Below are 20,468 nucleotides of genomic sequence, written 5' to 3' on the forward strand. Positions count from 1 at the left end.
CGCGCCCCTGTTTTACTATTAAGCTGTGCGCTGGAAGATCTGGGCGAAGAACTGATAGTCCTGCTCCAGCTTGGGCAATAATGGGTAGGAGCCCTGGTGGAGAATCCAGTCGATGGCCACGCCCCGGAAGTGGCGGAACAGAAAATCCGCCACCCACTCCGGCGACTTGCCCGGCATCAGCCGCCCCAGGTCCCTGGTCTGCCGCAGACACTCCAGCATGGCCCGGTGGGTGAAGCGGGAGGGGTCCATGGACTCAAAGGAGGGGTTGGAGAGGCGGTGGACATAGTACCGCGCCACCAGCTCATGGCCCTCCTCCTCCATAAACCCGGCGTAGCTGGACAGCAGCAGCCACAGCCGGGATACCGGGTCGTCCTTTTCATGGCCGTCCAGGGCCCGCTCCATGTAGGCGTCCAGGGAGGCAAAGCCCCGCACCAGCATATCTTCCTTTGACTTGAAATGGTGATAAAAAGCGCCGGTGGTAATACCGGCCCGGCGGCAGATGTCCCGGATGGACACATGGTCGAAGCTGTCCTCGTGGGACAGCTCCATCGCCGCCTGAAGGATGGCCTGCTCCGTCTGTTTGGCCTGAGCCTTCCGCCGCTCGCGATAATCCATTTTTTGGCCTCCTTCTCGCTTGACAGTGATGGAAAAGTTAGATATAATAATCACATAACGCTGTTATGTTATGTTCCGTAATGTTAATTATAGAGTAGGATGATAGAGTTGTCAAACCCTTATAAGATTGCGATTCTGACGGATTCCTGCGCTGACCTCTCAGAGGAGCTGCGGGCGGGCAAGCCCATCTACACCGTGCCGCTGAAAATCGCCTGCCGGGATGGGGAGTATTTCGACGGAGTGGATATTTTCTCCTCCGACATCTATCGCCGCCTGGAGGCGGGGGAGCTGCCCAAGACCTCTCTGCCCGATTTCTTCACCGCCGACCGGATTCTCAGCCGCATCAAGGCGGATGGGTACGAGCGGGTGCTGGCCATCCACCTCTCTTCGGGGCTTTCCGGCACCTACAACATGGTCCGCCTGCTGGGTGAGAGCAGGAGCGACCTGGAGATCGCCGTGTTCGACTCCCTCAGCGGCGCGCTGGGCATGGGCATCTCGGTGCTCCAGGCATGGGAGGACATTGAAAACGGCATGTCCTGGGATGAGCTGGTGAAGGAGCGGGTGCCCAAGCTGCTGGCCAATACCTACCCCTTCTTCTCGGTGGATACCCTGGAGTATCTGGCCAAGGGCGGGCGCATCGGCAAGGTGACCGCCATGGCGGGGACCATGCTGAGCATCAAGCCCCTCATCACCTTTGCCGGGGACGGACAGCTCCAGAGTATCGCCAAGGTCCGGGGACGCAAGGCGGTGCAGGACAAGCTGATTGAGCTGGTGTGCAAGTCTCTGGGGGACCACAAGCGGTACAACCTGGCGGTGGCCAACGGCGGCGCACCGGAGGAGATGGCCCAGCTCCGGGCCAGAATGGAGCAGCTCTTCCCCAACTACGACCACTTCTGGCAGGGGGAGATGGACGCCACCCTCAGCGTCTACATCGGCAAGGGGGCTCTGGGCGCCTGTGTCCAGGTGCTGGACTGAGACAGTAAAATACAGTACAGGCGGCGGGAAAATTCCCGCCGCCTGTTTTTTCAGCCGCCGATGAGGAAGTCGAGGATATCCATGCCGGTGTCGTTCTGGGCCTTGTAGAGCTCGGTGTAACCGCACCGGGTGCAGGTGATGGTGTAAAACTTCTTGTTCTGGATGTCGAAGAACTTGGCGAAGTTTCCGCCGGTGGCCTGGAACTGGTCGTGCTCATAGGTCATACAGCCGCACTTGGGGCAGACATACTGTTGCTGTTCCATAAAAGCGTCACTCCTTATTTCCCGGGGAAAGGGGGACAGCGGCAGTTCACCGGGATTTTGCAATCATTGTACAAAAGACAGATTGAAAACACAATATAAAAAGCATTAAAATAAGTGCAGCTTTTAGTGGAGGGGGGACATTATGCTGCTGATACTGGGGAGCAGAAATGAGGAGGGGCGGGCTGCGTCCCGGCGGCTGCTGGCGCTGGGTCTGCGGGAGATCTGGGGCCTGGAGGAGATGCCGCCTGTGGAGCGGGGCCCCATGGGAAAGCCCTTTTTCCCTTCCATGCCCCATATCCATTTCAACCTGAGCCACAGCGGTGACCTGGCCCTCTGCGCCTTCTCCGATCAGAGCGTGGGGGTGGACATCGAGCGGGTGCGTCCCCACCGTGCCGGTCTGCCCCGGTATGTGCTCAGCGACCGGGAGTACCGGTGGTTTGAGGCCCAGGGGGGCGGCTGGGAGAAATTCTGCCAGTTGTGGACCCGGAAGGAGAGCTGGGTCAAGCGGACGGGGGGCAGCATTGCCGGACCGGCCAAAATCTGCCCGCCCCTGCCCGGCGAACAGGCGGAGGGCGTGCTGCTGCATGACTTTTCCGGCGAGGGCTGGCGGGCGGCGGTGTGCGCTGCCGGAGAAGACGAATGTGAGATCCAGTGGCGGGATTTCGGAATGCACTGGAATGCATAACAGATGACATACAGAGACAAAACAGCCCGGCTTTTTTCCTATTTTATGAAAAAAGCCGGGCTGTTTTGTCCATAATGTGATAAGGCCTGAAATTTCGAAACAAGGAATTTCCTTTTTCTTAATCATTCTTTAAGCTTTGGGACAGGGTTTTCTAAAGATTCAGAAGCTATACTCATAGATGTAAACAGGAAGAAAACGCATAATGACAGGAGGGATGGACATGAAGGTCCTGATTCTCACAGGAAAATTCGGTATGGGACACTGGTCGGCCTCCCAGTCTCTGGCGCAGCAGTTCCGGGATGAGGAAGCCGGCACAGAGGTCAAGGTGCTGGACTTTATTGACTACGCCGTACCCAGCGCTTCTGAGGCGTGGTACAAGGGCTTTTCCCTGCTGGTCACTCACGGCAGCGGGATTTATAATACTTACTATAAGATGACGGAAAATATGGAGAGCGACGCCCATCCGCCCTTTGAGTGGCACTTTCTGGACCGCCTGTCCACCCTGCTGGACGCGGAGGAGCCGGATATGGTGGTGGCCACCCATCCCCTGTGCGCCCAGCTGGTGTCCCGCTGGAAGCAGGAGACCGGGACGGCGCTGCCGCTCATCACCTGCATCACTGATTTGTCCGTCCACGGCGAGTGGATTAACAGCGGCACCGACTGTTATCTGGTGGGCACCCCGGAACTGCGGGATCAGCTGGCCCGCAAGGGTGTGAATCCAGCCATCATCGTGCCCACCGGCATCCCGGTGAAGGCCCAGTTCAAGTCCACGCCCCACCGCCGGGACGGCCAGCAGCGGAGCCTGCTCATTATGGGAGGCGGCCTGGGCCTGCTGCCCCGAAAGGACCGGTTCTACGAAGAGCTCAACGCCCTGCCCGGGGTGGAGACCACCATCATCGCCGGCCGGAACGAGAAGCTGCGGGAGCGGCTGGAGGGAAAGTATGAGCACATCCATGTGGTGGGGTACACCGACCGGGTGTACGACTACATGGCCCAGGCGGACCTGATGCTCTCCAAGCCCGGCGGCATTACGCTCTTTGAGAGCATCTTCTCCGAGCTGCCCCTGCTGGCCTGGGAGCCATTTCTCCAGCAGGAGATCAACAACGCCCGGTTCCTGCTCCGCGCCGGCATCGGCGCCGTGGCGGCCAAGGAGGTTGAGGCGTGCCTGGAAGCAATTCGAAATCTAATCTATGACCGGGAGAAGCTGGCGGCTATGGCGGGCAATATGCGCCGCCTGAAGAGCAGGCTGGCAGAGAACAGCCTGGGCGCCATACTGGAGACCCTGCATGTGATGAAGGGAGCGTGCGCGTGATGAAGAAAAAGAGTACTGCGAGGCGGCTTGCGGCGCTGACTGCGCTGGCAGCGCTGTTGGCCCTGGCGGGCCGGCTGGTATGGGGCTGGAGGCAGGTGCACGCCCATGAATAAAGGAAAACGTCTGGTTGGAGGCGTCCTGCTGCTGGCCCTTATTGTCCTCACCTTCTATCTGCTGCTGCATAACCAGCCCATCTCCCAGCTGCTGGATGTGCTGGGCCAGGTGAAGCCGGGCTATGTGATTCTGGGCCTGGGGCTGATGTTCGTCTTTGTGGGCAGCGAGGCCATGTGCTCCAAGCTGATTTTGGGCCGCCTGGGCCATCCGCTGCCCTACCGCCGCTGCCTGGGCTTCTCCTTTGTGGGGTTCTATGTCAGCTCCATCACCCCTTCCGCCACCGGCGGACAGCCTGCCCAGATCTACTACATGAGCAAAAACGGCGTGCCCGCCGCTCATGGGACCCTGAACATGATGATGATCGCCGTGTGTTACCAGGTGACGGTGCTCCTCTACGCCGCTGCTGCGGCCATAGCCATGCCGGGCATGATCTCTGCCATGGGCACAGGCATGGGGCTGCTGCTGCTCTACGGCACGGTCGTTATGCTGGTCCTCACTGCCGGGATGCTCTGCTTCATGTTCCTGCCCAATGCCGCCCGGCGGCTGATGAACGGCCTGCTGAATCTGGGCGCTCGCCTGCGGCTGGTCCGCAACCGTGCTGCCGCCGAAGAGAAGCTGGAGCGGCAGATGGAGGAGTACCGCTCCGGCGCGGAGTGCTTTAAGAAAAACGCCTCTCTGGTGCCCCTGCTTCTTGGACTGAACCTGGTGCAGCTCACGGCCCTGTATCTTGTGCCCTTTGTGGTGTATAAGGCCTTCGGCCTCAGCGGACACGGAGTTCTGGAGCTGGTGGGGGCGCAGGCGCTGCTTACGCTGGCAACCTCCTCACTGCCCCTGCCCGGCGCGGTGGGCGCTACCGAGGGAGGGTTTGTCACCCTGTTTGCCCTCTTCTTCGGCGCGTCCCTGGTGACGCCGGCGGTGCTTGTGTCCCGCGGCATCAGCTTCTATGCCTTCCTGCTCCTGAGCGGCTGCGTCACGCTGGCGGTGCATCTGTCCACCAAGCGCCGTAACAGCCAAAAAAACGCGTCCGCAGCGGCTGGGAAGCTGAACAGAGCGCTTCCTGCCGCGTAAGGCGGTACAGAAAACGGTATATTTTACTATAAAAAGCCATCTGAGAGCGGAAAGCCCTCGCCTGTAAATGTCTCCGGGGAAAGGATTATTTTTACCGTGCACAAAACCGTGCCTCTTGTGGGGCACGGTTTTTTTCGCTATAATGAAAGAAACGGATGCTGCGCTGGTCCGGTGCGGCTGCGGAAGAACAAAGTAGGACAAGGAAGGACGTTTTCTTATGAAGTATCTGGGCATCGACCTGGGCGGCATCAATGTGGCCGCCGCCGTAGTGGATGAGACAGGCACCATTCTCAGCAGGGGAAAGATTTCCACGCCCCGCACCGGCGCGGAGGCTGTGGCGGCCGCCATGACCGAGGCGGCCCGCCAGGCGCTGGCCGCCGGAGGCTTTAATATAGACGATATCGCGTCGGTGGGCATTGGCTCGCCCGGCGTCATTGATCCCAAGAACGGCATTGTGGAGTACTGGTCCAACCTGGATTTCCACAACGTGCCTTTGGCCGACATGCTCAAGGTCCGCCTGGGCAAAGAGGTCTACATTGAGAACGACGCCAACGCCGCTGCTCTGGGCGAGTACGCCGCCGGCGCAGGCAAGGGCAGCCAGTCCATGGTGGCCATTACCCTGGGCACCGGCGTGGGCGGAGGCGCCGTGCTGGGCGGCAAGCTGTACACCGGCTTCAACTACGCCGGCCTGGAGGTAGGCCACTTTGTCATTGAGTACAACGGCCGGCTGTGCACCTGCGGCCGCCGGGGCTGCTTTGAGACCTATGCCTCTGCCACTGCCATTATCAAGCGGGCCCGGGAGCGGATGCAGGACAACCGGGAGACGCTGCTGTGGAAGCTGTGCGACGGCGACCCGGAGAAGGTGGAAGCCCGCACCGTCTTTGACGCGGCGGCCCAGGGCGACCTGCTGGCCAAGGAACTGGTGGAGGAGTACCAGTCCTATCTGGCCTGCGGCATTACAAGCCTGATTAACATCTTCCAGCCTGAGATTTTCTGTGTGGGCGGCGGTGTGGCCGGCGCCGGCGAGACCCTGATGGGGCCTGTGCGGGCCATTGTGGACCGTGAGGACTATGCCCGGGACAGCAAGCGCCGCACCATTCTCACCCTGGCCCAGCTGGGCAACGACGCGGGTATCATTGGCGCGGCTCTGCTGCCCCTGTTCCGCTGAGGCCGGGGGCAACTCCAGCATATACCATCCAGGGCGGGCGCCGCAGGGAGCGGCGGCCGCCCTGCTTCCGTCATTCCCGGCGGAGGGAAGATGGCCTTGCATTTTCCAGCGGAACCCGGTATACTGAATTCCAAATATATGAAGCCCAAGGAGGAGACAATTCCATGGACATACCTCTACCTCTGCTCATCGGCGGAGCCGAAGACGGCGGGACCATCGGCCGGGAGAGCACCTGGCTCCCCGGGCACCGGGAGAAGCTGAGCCTGATTCAGCGGACCTGGGCCGCGGCAGGCTGCGGCGCGGTGGCGGCGCCCACCTTTGGCGGCAACCGGTTCCGCCTGCCCCAACGGGACGGAGAGGAGGACGTACGGGGATATAACCGAATCCTGGTGGATCTGACCCGCCGGGCGGTGGGGGGGAAGGTTCTGGTGGCCGGCGGTATGGGGCCGGCCGGGCAGGAGCTGGAGCCCTTTGGAGACGTGACCTTTGAGGAACTGGTGACGGCCTATGCCGAGCAGGCCGCCGCCCTGGAGGAGGCGGGCGTGGACCTGTTCCTGCTGGGAGAGGGCATGACCATGGCCGAGGAGCGGGCCGCCCTATTGGCGGTGCGCCAGGCGTCCTCCAAGCCGGTGGTGGTGCTGGCCCGCTGCGACGAGGAGGGGCGCACAGAGTCGGGCACCGACGTGCTGGCGTCGCTGATTGTGATGCAGGGCATGGGGGCGGCTGCCTTCGGCCTGTCCTGTGCCGAGGGGGAGGATGCCCTGCTGGAGCAGCTTCAGCGGCTGACACCCTATGCCTCCATCCCACTGGCGGTTGTGGCAGGCGGCGACATGCCGCCCCTCCAGACGCTGGCGGAGTCAGGCGTGAAGATCTTTGCCTGCGGCGGGGCCATGAGCGGTGACGGCGCGACCGCCCTGGGCCGGGCTCTGGAGGAGGCGGATTTCTCACGCTTTGTGCCGCCGGAGCATGACCCGGACGTGATTCCCTGCGCCAGCGAGAAGGAGGCCCGGTTCATTACTCCCGACGTAGACGTGGGGGAGACCATCGAGTGTACGCCGGACCTGATGGAGGAGATTCTGGAGGCGGAGGAGCTCTGTCCCCAGGGGGCGCTGAAGATCGCCATCCTGGAGGAGGACGACGTAGCTGTCTTTGCGGAGAACCAGTACGCCATCCGGGACGCCCTGTGTCTGTGGTCCGACGTACCCGAGCTGCTGGAGCAGGCCCTGCGGGTCTATCAGGGCCGGGCCTTCTGGGACGGCACCGGCGACCTGGAGCCGGAGTTCCTGGCGGAAATGGCGAAAAAATACGGCCTGGTGCTGCTCTGAACTGGATAGAGAGATAACTGCCCTGCCGGACATGCCTGAAAGGCGTCCGGCGGGGCTTTTTGCTGCGTTTTAAAGGAGATAATTTGGTGAAAAAGACCAAAACATCCCTTTTTTTCTAGCTGTATTTGACCGTTTCGGGCGGAAAACAGACCGCTTGAGACAAAACCGCTCTATGGGAGCAGGAGCTTTTTATAATCTTACCTAAGGAGCGCCGTGAGATCTATTTCAGCGGCGCGGAACAGGGCGGCCGGCCCTGTGATATTTTGGAGGAGGAGGGAAAAAGGGAACGGGAGCCTGACAGAACGAGAAAAAAGCAGAGGAGGACGTATATGAAAAGAAAAGCGGCAATTTTGCGCGGCGCGGCCGGAATCATGGCATTTCTGTTTTTCCTGTGCACCGCCGCAACCACGCTGACCTTCCACTATGCGGGGGTCATCAACCAGGCCCTGGGCATCTCCACCACCCAGATTATCCACAGCGATGACGCCGCGGCGGCCGACGCGGTGGTCTACGACAACGAGTACGGCACCGACCCCAGCAACAACCAGGCGGCCCTGATGCTGGAGATGGACGTGGCCACCGAGAACATCCGGCAGGCCGAGGAGGGCACCGTGCTTCTGCGCAATGAGAACGGCGCCCTGCCCCTGGCCGAGGGGGCGGGCGTGACCATCTTCGGCAACGGGGTGTTCCACTCCATCGGCGTCTCCTCCAGCACGCCCTTTGAGTCCATCACCGCCTCCACCCTGACCTCCGCCCTCCAGGACGCCCTGGGCGCGGAGAACGTGAACGCCACCCTGGGCGAGACCGCCTACGCCAGCCTGGGCACCACCAGCATCAGCTCGGTGGCCGAGGGCAGCATCGCCGACGTGCGGGCTCAGGAGAGCTCCTGGCAGAGCAGCTGCAATGACGCCGCCATCGTGGTCCTCTCCCGGGCGGGCAGCGAGAGCAACGACGCATCCCTCTACAACGACGACGGAAACCACTATCTGGGCCTGTCCGACAACGAGCAGGACCTGATGGCCTACCTCCAGAGCCAGAAGGAGTCCGGCGTGTTCGGCGCCATCATCGTGCTCATCAACTCCGAACAGGCCATGGAGCTGGACTGGCTGGATGACTACGGCGTGGACGCCTGCCTCCTCATCGGCCGGCCCGGCGCGGTGGGCTACACCGGCGTGGTCAACGTCCTCACCGGCGCGGCCAACCCCTCCGGCCGCCTGGTGGACACCTACGCCGCCAACTCCCTCTCCGCCCCCGCCGTCACCTACGCGGGCAACAACACCCAGCAGTGGTCCAACCTGGACTGGGTGGCCGCCAACAACCCCGACTGGGGCGCCGACGGCACCTCGGAAAGTAACTGGATCCTCTACGCCGAGGGCATCTATGTGGGCTACAAGTACTATGAGACCCGCTATGAGGACACCGTCCTGGGTTCCGGCAATGCCTCCAGCGCTGTGGGCTCCTCCACCGGCAGCGCGTGGAACTACACCGACGAGGTGGTCTACCCCTTCGGCTATGGCCTGAGCTACACCACCTTTGAGCAGACCCTGGACAGCGTGGAGTACGACCCCAACACCGACTCCTACCTGGTAGAGGTCACCGTGACCAACACCGGCGACACCGCCGGCATGGACGTGGTGGAGGTCTACGCCCAGACCCCCTACGGCAACTACGAGAGGCAGAACAACGTGGAGAAGGCCGCCGTCCAGTTCGTGGGCATGGGCAAGACCGGCACCCTGGAGCCCGGAGCCAGCGAGACCGTCACCGTGGAGGTGGACCGCTACTTCCTGGCCAGCTATGACACCTACGGCGCCGCCGGGTACATCCTCTCCGCCGGGGACTACTACCTGGCCATCGGCACCAGCGCCCACGACGCGCTGAACAACATCCTGGCCGCCAAGGGCTACACCACCGCCGACGGCATGGACTACGACGGTGACGCCGCCAAGACCTACACCTGGAACCAGGCCGAGCTGGACACCACCAGCTATGACCTCTCCCGCGTCACCGGCGTGGAGGTCACCAACCTCTTCGACAACGCCGACATCAACTACTACGGCTACGACTTCACCTATCTCTCCCGCTCCGACTGGGAGGGCACCTACCCCGCCGAGGCCATCGAGGTGGCCATGACCGAGGAGATGCTGGCCGACACCATCCCCGACTGGTACAACGCCGAGGAGTATGACACCGGCGAGGAGTTCACCTTCGGCGCCGACAACGGCCTCACCTTCGCCGACCTCTACTACACTGACTATGACGACGAGGAGACCTGGAACGCCTTCCTGGACCAGCTCAGCCTGGAGGAGATGCTCAGCCTGATTTCCGACAACGACGGCTACGACGCCATCAGCAGCGTGGGCATGCCCGGCGCCAACCGTACCGACGACAACACCGGCATCGGCAACCTGGTGTGCAACAACAGCGGCTGCATCACCTGGGTGTCCGAGGTGACCACCTCCCGCACCTGGAACACCGAGCGCTTTGACCAGCGGGGCCGCCTGCTGGGCATCGAGGCCCTGTTCTGCGGCGCCACCGAGCTCTGGTACGGCGGCGGCGACCTGCACCGCACCCCCTTCGGCGGGCGCAACCATCAGTACTGGTCCGAGGACGGCAACTTCGGCTACATCGTGGGCACCCACGAGGCCGCGGCCATGCAGGCCGTGGGCACCACCTTCTGCGTCAAGCACTTCGCCCTGAACGACCAGGACTACGCCCGGGACGGCGTGGCCACCTTCACCAATGAGCAGGCCCTCCGCGAGAACTACCTGCGGGCCTTTGAGGGGTGCTTCTGCGAGGGCGGCGCTTTGAGCGTCATGACCGCCTTCAACCGCATCGGCTGCGTGCCCAACAACGCCAACCCCGCCCTCATCCAGGGGGTGCTCCGGGGCGAGTGGGGCTTTAAGGGCCACATCACCTCCGACGGCTACTCCTCCTACGCCTATAAAAACCACTTTGCCGAGTTCCTGGTCACCGGGCAGGACTACTACTGCCTGGATGCCGGCGCCTACGGCAACGCCATTCAGTCCCTCATCGACGGCGGCGACACCTCCATCATCGCCTACCTGCGCCAGGCCGCCAAGAACGACCTCTACGTCATCAGCCGCAGCTGGGCGGTCAACGGCCTGACCAGCGGCAGCACCATTCTCACCATCGTGCCCGCCTGGCAGAAGGCCCTCCTCATCGGCACGGCGGTGCTGGGCGTGGCCTTTGTGGCGTGCACCGTCACCAGCGTCGTCTTTACCTACAAAAAATCCAAATCCACTGCGGAGGTGAAATAAGCCCATGAAGGGAAAAAGCATCAGCGCCAAGCTCAGCCTGGCCGCCGCGGCGATCACCCTGATCACCCTGATCGTCTTTGTCATCTATGGCGCGATTTACAGCTACCTCGACTCGGTGGTCATCCTCGCCCTCGCGCTGGGCGTGGTCTGTGCCGCCGCCTACGGCCTGGTAAACCACAAGGCTGTGGAGTTTCTCAACCTGGTCCAGGTCCTTCTGGTCTCCTACGGCGTGGGGCTGTTCTTCCTGAACAGCTACCCCGTGTGGGCCGACCGGCTCAACAACATCACCATGTACGGAGCCAGAGGCTCCCTGGTGCCCGTGGTGGCCATCATCCTGCTGTGCTTCGCCGCGGCCATCCTGGGCATCGCCTCCTGCTTCACCAGAAAGGAGGCGGCGTGAAATGAAAGCCCGTAAAGTTCTGCTCCTGCTGGGCCTGATGTGCGCCCTGGCCCTGCTGTGCACCGCCTGCGCCACCACGGCCCTGGACAATATCAACACCTACTACGCCGAGGTGGGCGCCGTCATGGACGACTGGTTCGGCGGCTCCTCCGGCGGCGGCGTGTCCGGCGGCGGAGAAGGCGCGGTCGCCGCCCTGGACGCCCCCGGCAGCTTCACCCTGGATGCGGACGGGAACTACTCCTTCACCGGCGTGGCCGACGCGGACTACTACCTGGTCTACTTCTGCGCCCCCGACGCCACCAGCGACAGCGACCCCTTCCTCTTCTCCAGCAACTCCATCGACGCCACCGGCACCGGCGGCGAGACCTACTCCGGCAGCATCGACGACCTGGTCCAGTACGGCTACGGGGAGTACCTGGTGAAGGTGTTCGCCTTCCCGAACCTGAACGACTCCGCCCACGCCATGTCCACCGCCGCCACGGCCACCTACTCCTTCTCCGGCGCCCAGGACGCCCCGGTTATCGACTACCTGTGGAACACCTTTGACGGGACCGTGGACGTGCAACTGTCCAACATCGACACCTACATGTACCAGGCTTACCCCGACTCGGTGGAGGTGACCTTCACCAACACCGCCGACCCCGGCGACACCGTGGTGGTCACCATCGAGGACCTCTCCGCCGACCACTACAACGCCACTTCCGACGCCCTCACCCGGGACGCCACCTATGACATCACCGCGGTGAACCACAGCACTAACGCCTATGTGACCAACCCCGACTCGGACACCACCCAGGTGGCCCAGGGCGTCACCTTCGGCGGCCACAATGTCATCTCGGCCGACTACTACTACACCGACGGCATCGCCCGCAACTCCTTCAGCTACCCCATGTATGTGAGCAACTTCGACCTAGCCAACGGCGGCGTGTTCGACTGCGGCAACAGCTCCATCAGCTTCAACTTCACCGCCGTGCCGGTGGCCGCCAGCGCCGGCTCCGCCTACACATACAGCATGACCAGCGACAACCGGCCCTTTGCCATTCAGGACGGCACCCTGGAGCTCTACACCGACGGCACCTTCCGCTTTGACCAGTACAGCGAGATGCCCCCCCAGGGCCCCTCTCACATCGAGGGCATCTGGACCGACAACGGGGACGGCACCGCCGACCTGAGCTTCAACCACGCCACCCTGCGCACCTCTCTGGACCCGGATTATTGATTTTCCCCCGGATGGGGACGAAAAGGTGGCCCGCCGCAGGTTTGGTCTGCGGCGGGCCGCCTTTTTGCTTACTGGGGAAGAGGGATGGAGATACTCAGCAGGAACAGATGGTCCTCGGCGCTGATGGTCAGGTGGCCGCCGTACTTCCTTACGGTGTAGCCGATGCTGCGGATGCCGAAGCCGTGGCTGCTCTTGTCCGCCTTGGTGGTGAGGGGCAGGCCGTTCTCAAAGCGGAGCGTACCCTCGAAGTAATTCTCAAACTGGATGAGCAGCAGGCCGCTCTTGCTCCACACCGACACGGCAATGGCCCGTTTCTCCGGGGCGGTCAGGCCGCTGACGCTCTCAATGGCGTTGTCAATGGCGTTGCCGAAGATGGTGTATATGTCCACGTCGTCCAGGAAGGACAGCCGCCGCCCGTCGGCCATGCAGGTCATGGTGATCTGGTGGGCGCCGCAGTACAGGCTTTTTTCGGTGAGGACCGTGTCCAGCACACGGCTGCCTGTCTCCAGCGTGGAGTCGTAAATCTGGATGGAGCGCTCAATCTCGGACAAGTGGGCCTCCCGCTGCTCCGCCGAGGAGATGTTCCGCAGGGCGGCCACCTGGTGCTTCAGGTCGTGGCACTTGCGGTTGATGATGTCGATGGTCTCCCGGGTGAGCGCGTACTGCTCCTGCTGCTGGCGGGAGAGCTGCTGCTGGACCACCAGCTCCCGCTCCAGCCGGGAGCGGTTGCGCTGGTTGACCTGGCACCAGAACATGGACGTGCAGCAGAAGATACCGTACAGGTGGCATACAATGCTGATGCCCGGGTTGCCCGCCGCCAGGGTCTGGGCCAACGTGCTGAGGAGCCAGACCACGGCCAACGTGCCGATGGAGGAGAAGAGAGTCTGGTGGACGTCCACATCATACCGGCCGCCGCTGGCCAGGCTCCGTCCGAAGAGGAAGTAGAGCAGAACAAAAATGGGGGGATAGATGAGAAAATAGGCCAGGGACAGGCCGGGCGGTTTTTCCCAGGATGCGCCGGGGAGCAGAACCCGGATGATGGAGTAGACGGCGTAGGCGATGTGCTGGCAGGCGTACCCGCACACGCCGCAGTAGACGACATCGGTCACCGGCAGGTCGCAGCACAGCCACACCAGGCCGATGACCACCAGCAGCTCCAGCAGATAGCTGAAGGTGCCGTGGGGGATGAAGTAGGAGAGGGCCAGGGAGGCAGGAATGCCCAGGGTCAGCTTGAGCCACAGGTGGGGCCGCTTGGCCAGGGGGATGGCGAAGAGACCGCAGGCCAGCAGCAGATCCCGGGTCTGAACGGTCTGCTTGAGAAAATTGTCCAGCAGGTCGAGAAATTCCATCTACCGGCCCCCCTTTCCGTAGTATTCGGTCACCGCCAGAAGAAATTCCTCCTTTTTCCGGCGGCTCATGAGCAGCTCGTCGCCTCCGGCCATGACCACACGGTCATTTTTGATGAGCTGGATGTGGCGCAGATTGACCAGATAGCCCTTGTTGCACCGGGCAAAGTGCTGCCCATCCAGCTCTTCCTCCAGCTCCTGGAGGGTGCCCCGCATGGTATATACCCCTTCGGCGGTGTGAATCTGGAGCCGGTGGTCCGCTACCTCTGCGTAGCGGATGTCCGCCGCGGAGATCTTCTGCATGCCCTCCCTGGTGGGGATCATCAGGCTCTTCTGAGCCCGGCTGTGAAGGTAGGAGAAGGCTTTTTTCAGCTTGACGGACAGGGAGAAGTAGTTCACCGGCTTGAGCATGAAGCCCAGGGCCTCCACCTCGTAGCCGCTGATGGCGTATTTGGCCATATTGGTGATGAAGAGGATTAGCACCTCGCTGTCCGTCTGGCGGATTTTCTGGGCGGCGGTCATGCCGTCCAGATGGGGCATCTCAATGTCCAGAAGCAGCAGATCATAGATGGGACGGTACTCCTCCACCAGCTCCATGCCGTCGGGAAACCACTGGACTTCCAGTTCCTCCCCGTTTTCCCGGCCGTACCGGGCCAGGTATTCCTGCAGCTGTTGGGCACAGTCCTGATCATCCTCTGCAATGGCAACGCGAAACACAGGTATCCTCCTCTCAGATGTCAGCGGAACATACGCCCTCCGGTGCAGAGGCGTTCCGTTTCCTTGATATTGTAGCAGAGGAAGCCTCTTATGTAAATGGTACCCAGACAAGGGAAAAGCCGCGGACGTCCATTTGGACGTCCGCGGCTATAATATGTACTGAAAGAAGTTACTGGGCCAGAAGACCCACAGCGGCCTCGGCGGCAGTGGCGGCATCGGGGGTATAGCAGTCTGCGCCGATGGACTCGCAGAAGGACTGTGTGACAGGGGCGCCGCCCACCATGATCTTCACCTGGTCCCGCTTGCCCTTCTGGGTAAAGTACTGCACCACGTTGCTCATCTCGGCCATAGTAGTGGTCAGCAGGGTGGAGCAGCATACCAGCTGGGCGTTGTGCTCCACGGCAGCCTCATAGAACTGCTCGGGGGAGACGTCCACGCCCAGGTCGATCATCTCAATGCCCTTGCCCTCCATCATCATGCGGACCAGATTCTTGCCGATGTCGTGCAGATCGCCCTTGACGGTGCCGATGACAGCGGTGCCCTTGCTCTCCATACCGGTGGCGGCCAGCTGGGGCTTGATGAGGTCAATGCCGGCGTTCATGGCGCGGGCGGCAACCAGAACCTCAGGGACAAAAATCTCGTTGTTCTTGAACTTCTCGCCTACCATGCCCATGCCCTCCAGAAGGGCCTCATTCAGAATGGTAAGCGCAGGAATGCCCTCCTCCAGGGCCTGGGTGACATACTGCTTCACAAGCTTGGCCTTGCCGATCTGCATGGAATCGCTGATTTGCTTAATCAGTTCGGACTGTGACATAATAATCCCCCCGTATTTATAATCGCTGTCTCTTTGTACTTATAATATAAAAATAACGGAAAATCTTATATGAAAATTGTTTGCTTTTTGGGAAAAATATTTGTATTTATACCTGCCTGTTGACAGGAGGACATAAGAGTCCAGTTTTTCCACAGAAAACCAGGCTGGATGGGGAACTCAGAACTTGTATACGGCGACCTGCTTGCCCATTCGCCGCAGGCAGTCGGACAGCTGGTCGGCAATCTGCATCTTCCGGTCAAATCCGATGGGCATACCGGCGGACTGGTGAGCCGGGTTGACCGCCCGGCCGATATACAGATTGATGTCGGTGGCCTCCTCAAAGAGCATCCGGGCGGCCAGGGAGGCGCCGTCCTTTTTATAGCCCCACTCAGCGTACCGGGCGTTGTCCCCCAGGCAGTCTGCGGCGTACTCCACCACCCTGCCCAGGGTGATCACCCCCTCGGTGACCAGATCCACCCCCTCCAGTTTTGCGGTGGGCGGGATTTCCGGGTCCACGTAGACGGGCAGGGTGGTGTCCAGCTCCCGGCCCAGGTGCCGGGCCGCCAGGGCGGAGGTGGTGCCTCCGGAGACAATGTGCTTGCCCGGCTGGGCGAAAAAGGCGGTGAGCATGGTCTCCTCATCGTCCGGGTCCCTGGAGGGGCCCAGCATCAAATTGACGGTCTGCCGCCGCCGGAGCCGGACGGTGCACACCGTGGTGTCGTCCCCGGGCCGCCCGCCGTAGAGCCGCCTGCATTCCCCGGTCAGAAGGGAGGACACGGTCTTGGCGGTGGCGCGGGGGTCGTACATGGTCTCAAGGAACTGGCCGATGGCCCACCGATCCCATGTCAGGTCCAGCACCGGCCCCACGCTGGCGTGGAGGGCCCCGTCGCTGAAGGCCACAAAGGTATCGTTCTCTTGAAGCGCCAGGCTGGCCTGGCAGATCTTCTTGCCGCCAATCTCCACCATGTCCTGGGGATAGGCGTAAGGGCGGCCGTCCCGGAGAAGGATGACGTGGGGGTTGTCGTACTGGATAATCTGGGCTGTCCTGCCGCCTTCAAAGCGCAGGATGGTAAAAGTGGAGTAGGCCACCTGCCGCTCCGAGCACACAGGCAGGGTGGCGGCGATGGTATCCACGCAGTCGGCCAGGAACAGACCGTTGGCCATCATAGTGGAGATGATTTTGGCCGTCAGGGTGGAGAGAATGCTGGCCTTTACTCCCGAGCCCAGCCCGTCGGCCAGTACCGCCACCAGGCTGCCGTCCCCGCCGTCCACAATCTCCACGTGGTCGCCGCACAGCTGCTCGCCGAATTTGTTCAGGCTCACATAGCCCACATCGGGAATCAGTTCACTCATGGCCCAGGCTCTCCTTCAGCTTGGTAAGGGCCACCTTGGTCTCTGCCGCCGTCTCGCCCAGCAGGGAGGCAATCTCCTGGACGGTGCGCATCTGCTTGGCGATGACCTTGTCCGCCACCTCCAGTGTGATGGCGTTCACCGCCTCCCGGTGCTCCCGCTCCCGCTGCTCGGAGGTGATGTCCCGCATGATGCAGATGAGGATGCGGTAGTCCTCGTCATAAGTGACCATCTGCTCCACGTATTTGTCGTAGTCCTTGAGGTAGAGGCATTTCTGATGGCAGGGACGGCCTATTTGGAGGGTCTCTGTGTAGACCTCCGGCGCCAGCAGGCCGCCGGGCTGGGCGCCCTTCAGCTCCTCCGGCCCGGCCCCCAGCAGGCGGCAGGCCGCGTCGTTGACCTGCTGGATGACCAGAGCGCCGTCAAAGACCACAATGGCGTTGGGGGTGTTCTGGATGATGTGGTCGGAGAAGGATTCGGCCCGCTCCTTTAGGTAGGGCAGGCACATGGTGATGTCGGCCTTGCCCGCCAGCACGGCGGCCGCCTTTTCCCGGCAGGTGTCGTACCCGCAGGTGCCGCAGTTGAGCTCGTCGGAGGGGCGGGTCTTGCCCATCTGCCGCAGTACCTCCTCAATGGCGGCGCTGCCCGGCTTGACCTGGCCGGTGAGCAGCAGGGGGAAGCGTTTGTTCATCTTCTCCGGCGGCAGAGGCTCAAAGGGAAAATCAGCGGGGCCGGCGTACCGGTCCACCGTGACAAAGTCCCGCACCGCCGCCCGCCGGTTTCTGCCCATGGCCGGGCCGCCGATGCAGCTGCCGGGGCAGGCGGACATCTCGATGAAGCACTTGCCCATCCGGCCCTCGGCGATGTCCCGCAGGGCGGTGATGCAGTTGTCGATGCCGTCCACCGCCAGGTAGGCGTAGTCCGGGTTCCGCTCTGCCATGGTGCGCAGAATGCCGCCGGTGGTGGGGAAGAGCCGGGCCCGGCTCTCCTGGTTGCCGTCGGTTCCCGCCTCAAGGGTCACTCCCGCCTGCTCCAGCCAGGCGGACAGCTCCTCAAAGGTGAGCACGCAGTCCACAATGCCGGGGTAGGCCTCGGCCTCGTCCTTTTTGGAGATGCAGGGGCCGATGAACACGGTGCGGCACCCGGGGTGCCGCCGCTTCAGGTCCCGGCAGTGGGCCTGCATGGGGGACACTACCTTGGCCAGGGCGGGCAGTGCCTCGGGAAAGTACTTCTGCACCAGCAGATTTACCGTGTGGCAGCAGGTGGAGATGATGACCTGCTGCTCTCCGGCGGCGGCGAGGCGCTCGTACTCGGTCTTGACCATGGTGGCCCCCAGGGCGGTCTCCTCGGCCCCGGCAAAACCCAGCTGCTTGAGCGCTGTCTCCATGGAGGAGATGGTCACGCCCTCCCAGGCCGCTACAAAGGATGGGGCCACGCTGGCGTACACCGGCGCGCTGCCGGCGAGCAGGGCCCGGGCGGCGGGCAGGTCGTCCCGCACCTCCTTGGCGTTCTGGGGACAGGCCACAAAGCACCGGCCGCAGAGGATGCACTCATCGGGCACAATGTTGGCCTGGTGGTCGGAAAACCGGATGGACTTGACCGGACAGTTGCGGATGCACTTGTAGCAGTTCTTGCAGTTGGACTTTTTCAGCCTGATGTAGTCGTCCATAAGCGCGCCTCCGTCATTTTTTATATTTTTAAGTATATCGGGGGAGAGGGCGGCTGTCAATCTGTCCCGCCGCGCCGCCCGAGCAGACCCGCCGGGGATTCCGGTGCGCTCCGTGTTCCCGTCCGGCTGGGCGCGCATTTTTTGTGCGGCAGACGGAAAAATAATCCTTGCCAAAGGGGCGGTTGTGCCCTAATATGGAGTTTGGGCCCTCTGCTGTCCAGTGCGGGGAGGGCGCCGTGGAAAGGAGCAAGAGAAAATGAAATTTTCCGATATGACCTATACCCGGCCTGACCTGGAGGCCGCCAAGGCCACCATCAGCGCCTGTACAGAAGCGCTGAAAGGGGCGAAGTCCTATGAGGAGGCCAAGACTGCCTTCCTGAAGATGCAGGAGCTGCAGAGTCACCTCTATACTGCGGATACCCTGTCCTATGTCCGACACACCATTGATACCCGTGACGCCTTCTACGACGAGGAGGCCCGCTTCATGGCCGAGCACCTGCCCCTCCTGCAGGAGGTGCAGCAGGCGTTCCAGAAGGCTCTGCTGGCCTCTCCCTTCCGGCCGGACTTTGAGGCGGAGTACGGCGGGCTGTTCCTGAAAAACATGGAGATGGAGCTCAAGACCTTCATCCCCTCCATCGTGCCCCAGATGCAGCGGGAAAACGCCCTGACGCTGGACTATGCCAAGCTCATCGCCTCCGCCCAGATCCCCTTTGAGGGAGGCGTGTACACCCTGTCCCAGCTGACCCCCTTCAAGCAGGACCCGGACGACGGCCGCCGCCGGGCCGCCTGGGAGGCGGAGGGCAACTTCTATCTGGAGCACGGCAAGGAGCTGGACGCCCTCTATGACGAGCTGGTCCAGGTCCGCACCCGCCAGGCCCGGGAGATGGGCTACGACAACTACGTGGAGCTGGGATACTACCGCATGAGCCGCAACAGCTATACCAAGGAGGACGTGGAGAAGTTCCGCGCCGCCGTGGTGAAGTACCTGGTGCCTGCGGCGGAGCAGGTGGTGAAGGCTCAGGCCAAGCGGCTGGGCAAGGAGTATCCCCTGAATTTTGCCGACGCCGCCCTCTTCTACCGCACGGGCAACGCAGTGCCCCAGGGCGGCCCCGACGATATCCTGGCCCAGGGCGTGGGCTTCTATCACGATCTGTCCCCTGAGACGGCGGAGTTCATCGACTTTATGATGGACGGGGAGCTGATGGACGTGCTCTCCCGCACCGGCAAGGCCGGCGGCGGCTACTGCACCGATATCCCGGATTACCACTGCCCCTTCATCTTCGCCAACTTCAACGGCACTCAGGGGGACGTGGAGGTCATGACCCACGAGGCGGGCCACGCTTTTGCCGCCTATGTGGCCCGGGACATGGTGCCCATGGAGAACCACAGCCCCACCTATGAGTCCTGCGAGATCCACTCCATGTCCATGGAGTTCTTTGCCTGGCCCTGGTCGGAGAAGTTCTTCGGGCCCCAGGCGGACAAGTTCCGCTACAAGCACCTGGCCGACGCCATTACCTTCATCCCCTACGGCACCATGGTGGACCACTTCCAGCACATTGTGTACGAGAACCCGGACATGACCCCTGCCCAGCGCCACGAGGCGTGGAAGGAGCTGCTGAGCACTTATATGCCCTGGATGAAGCTGGGGGAGATCCCCTTCTACGGCGACGCCAGGGGCTGGCAGCGCCAGAGCCACATTTACGAGCGGCCCTTCTACTATATTGACTACTGCCTGGCCCAGACGGTGGCCCTGGAGTTCTGGAACCTGATGCAGACCGACCGTTCCGGCGCCTGGCAGCGGTACCTGGGCCTGGTGAAGCTGGCGGGCACCCGCACCTTTACCGAGCTGGTGGCCTCCGCCGGGCTGGACACCCCCTTTGGGGACGACGCCCTGCGCACCGTCTCCGCCGCCGCCCTCCGGTGGCTGGAGCAGGTGGACCCCACCGCCCTGGCCTGAACTCTGTCTGAAGCCCATGAGCGCCCGCCGCGAAAACCGCGGCGGGCGTTCTGTATATCCCGGGGGAGAAGGGGCCATAACAAAACCGGCCTGCCTGCTGTAAAAAGAGCTTGCAGTTTTGACCGTTCTGTCATACACTAATTTTGCAACTTGTTAAGTTATAAAATTATACTTTTAAGTTGTGGCTTAAATC

General features: G+C 62.3%; 17 protein-coding genes. 10 read left to right on the forward strand and 7 right to left on the reverse strand.

The window, feature by feature from the left end:
- Positions 1-18 precede the first annotated feature (18 nt).
- Positions 19-615, reverse strand: coding sequence for a TetR/AcrR family transcriptional regulator (locus Q0K06_RS03300; RefSeq protein WP_294548566.1), 597 nt, complete (start codon positions 613-615; stop codon positions 19-21).
- A 99-nt stretch (positions 616-714) separates the two neighbouring features.
- Between Q0K06_RS03300 and Q0K06_RS03305 the strand changes: the two genes are divergently transcribed.
- The gene (locus tag Q0K06_RS03305; RefSeq protein ID WP_294548568.1) at positions 715-1,590 is read left to right on the forward strand and encodes a DegV family protein; all 876 of its coding nucleotides are present in this window, start codon (positions 715-717) and stop codon (positions 1,588-1,590) included.
- A 50-nt stretch (positions 1,591-1,640) separates the two neighbouring features.
- Here Q0K06_RS03305 and Q0K06_RS03310 read toward each other — a convergent pair whose 3' ends face one another.
- Positions 1,641-1,853: a zinc ribbon domain-containing protein gene (locus Q0K06_RS03310; RefSeq protein WP_006574732.1), complete on the reverse strand. Its 213-nt coding sequence runs from the start codon at positions 1,851-1,853 to the stop codon at positions 1,641-1,643.
- A 142-nt stretch (positions 1,854-1,995) separates the two neighbouring features.
- Here Q0K06_RS03310 and Q0K06_RS03315 point away from each other — a divergent pair, with 142 nt between their 5' ends.
- The 8 genes from Q0K06_RS03315 to Q0K06_RS03350 all read left to right on the forward strand — a co-directional run bounded on the left by Q0K06_RS03315 (position 1,996) and on the right by Q0K06_RS03350 (position 12,422).
- On the forward strand, positions 1,996-2,538 hold the full coding sequence (locus Q0K06_RS03315) for a 4'-phosphopantetheinyl transferase superfamily protein (protein ID WP_294548573.1): 543 nt from the start codon (positions 1,996-1,998) through the stop codon (positions 2,536-2,538).
- A 220-nt stretch (positions 2,539-2,758) separates the two neighbouring features.
- Entirely contained in the window at positions 2,759-3,850 is a 1,092-nt protein-coding gene (locus Q0K06_RS03320) for a glycosyltransferase (protein ID WP_294548576.1), read from the forward strand.
- Positions 3,851-3,955: 105 nt separating this feature from the next.
- Positions 3,956-5,032 (forward strand): lysylphosphatidylglycerol synthase transmembrane domain-containing protein, encoded by a 1,077-nt coding sequence (locus tag Q0K06_RS03325; protein WP_294548579.1) that lies wholly within the window; start codon positions 3,956-3,958, stop codon positions 5,030-5,032.
- 217 nt (positions 5,033-5,249) lie between these two features.
- Positions 5,250-6,200: an ROK family protein gene (locus Q0K06_RS03330; RefSeq protein WP_294548582.1), complete on the forward strand. Its 951-nt coding sequence runs from the start codon at positions 5,250-5,252 to the stop codon at positions 6,198-6,200.
- Between the two features lie 164 nt (positions 6,201-6,364).
- Positions 6,365-7,525 (forward strand): homocysteine S-methyltransferase family protein, encoded by a 1,161-nt coding sequence (locus Q0K06_RS03335; RefSeq protein WP_294548585.1) that lies wholly within the window; start codon positions 6,365-6,367, stop codon positions 7,523-7,525.
- A 329-nt stretch (positions 7,526-7,854) separates the two neighbouring features.
- Positions 7,855-10,803, forward strand: a complete 2,949-nt coding sequence (locus tag Q0K06_RS03340) for a glycoside hydrolase family 3 protein (protein WP_294548588.1) — start codon at positions 7,855-7,857, stop codon at positions 10,801-10,803.
- Positions 10,804-10,807: 4 nt separating this feature from the next.
- Entirely contained in the window at positions 10,808-11,203 is a 396-nt protein-coding gene (locus tag Q0K06_RS03345; protein WP_294548590.1) for a hypothetical protein, read from the forward strand.
- Between the two features lies 1 nt (position 11,204).
- Positions 11,205-12,422: a hypothetical protein gene (locus tag Q0K06_RS03350; protein ID WP_294548592.1), complete on the forward strand. Its 1,218-nt coding sequence runs from the start codon at positions 11,205-11,207 to the stop codon at positions 12,420-12,422.
- A 68-nt stretch (positions 12,423-12,490) separates the two neighbouring features.
- Here the strand turns inward: Q0K06_RS03350 and Q0K06_RS03355 are convergent, their stop codons facing one another.
- The 5 genes from Q0K06_RS03355 to Q0K06_RS03375 all read right to left on the reverse strand — a co-directional run bounded on the left by Q0K06_RS03355 (position 12,491) and on the right by Q0K06_RS03375 (position 18,318).
- Positions 12,491-13,771 (reverse strand): ATP-binding protein, encoded by a 1,281-nt coding sequence (locus Q0K06_RS03355; protein ID WP_294548593.1) that lies wholly within the window; start codon positions 13,769-13,771, stop codon positions 12,491-12,493.
- Complete coding sequence (locus Q0K06_RS03360; RefSeq protein WP_294548595.1) at positions 13,772-14,485, reverse strand: LytTR family DNA-binding domain-containing protein; 714 nt, start codon at positions 14,483-14,485, stop codon at positions 13,772-13,774.
- Between the two features lie 169 nt (positions 14,486-14,654).
- Positions 14,655-15,299, reverse strand: coding sequence for a corrinoid protein (locus Q0K06_RS03365; RefSeq protein ID WP_294548597.1), 645 nt, complete (start codon positions 15,297-15,299; stop codon positions 14,655-14,657).
- A 177-nt stretch (positions 15,300-15,476) separates the two neighbouring features.
- Positions 15,477-16,652, reverse strand: coding sequence for a SpoIIE family protein phosphatase (locus tag Q0K06_RS03370; protein WP_294548599.1), 1,176 nt, complete (start codon positions 16,650-16,652; stop codon positions 15,477-15,479).
- Complete coding sequence (locus tag Q0K06_RS03375; RefSeq protein ID WP_294548601.1) at positions 16,645-18,318, reverse strand: [Fe-Fe] hydrogenase large subunit C-terminal domain-containing protein; 1,674 nt, start codon at positions 18,316-18,318, stop codon at positions 16,645-16,647. Before Q0K06_RS03375 ends, Q0K06_RS03370 begins: the two co-directional genes overlap by 8 nt.
- A 256-nt stretch (positions 18,319-18,574) precedes the next feature.
- Between Q0K06_RS03375 and Q0K06_RS03380 the strand changes: the two genes are divergently transcribed.
- On the forward strand, positions 18,575-20,275 hold the full coding sequence (locus tag Q0K06_RS03380; RefSeq protein ID WP_294548603.1) for a M3 family oligoendopeptidase: 1,701 nt from the start codon (positions 18,575-18,577) through the stop codon (positions 20,273-20,275).
- Positions 20,276-20,468: the final 193 nt, after the last annotated feature.

Origin of the sequence: uncultured Pseudoflavonifractor sp., assembly GCF_944387805.1 — a bacterium.
GTDB lineage: Bacteria > Bacillota > Clostridia > Oscillospirales > Oscillospiraceae > Pseudoflavonifractor.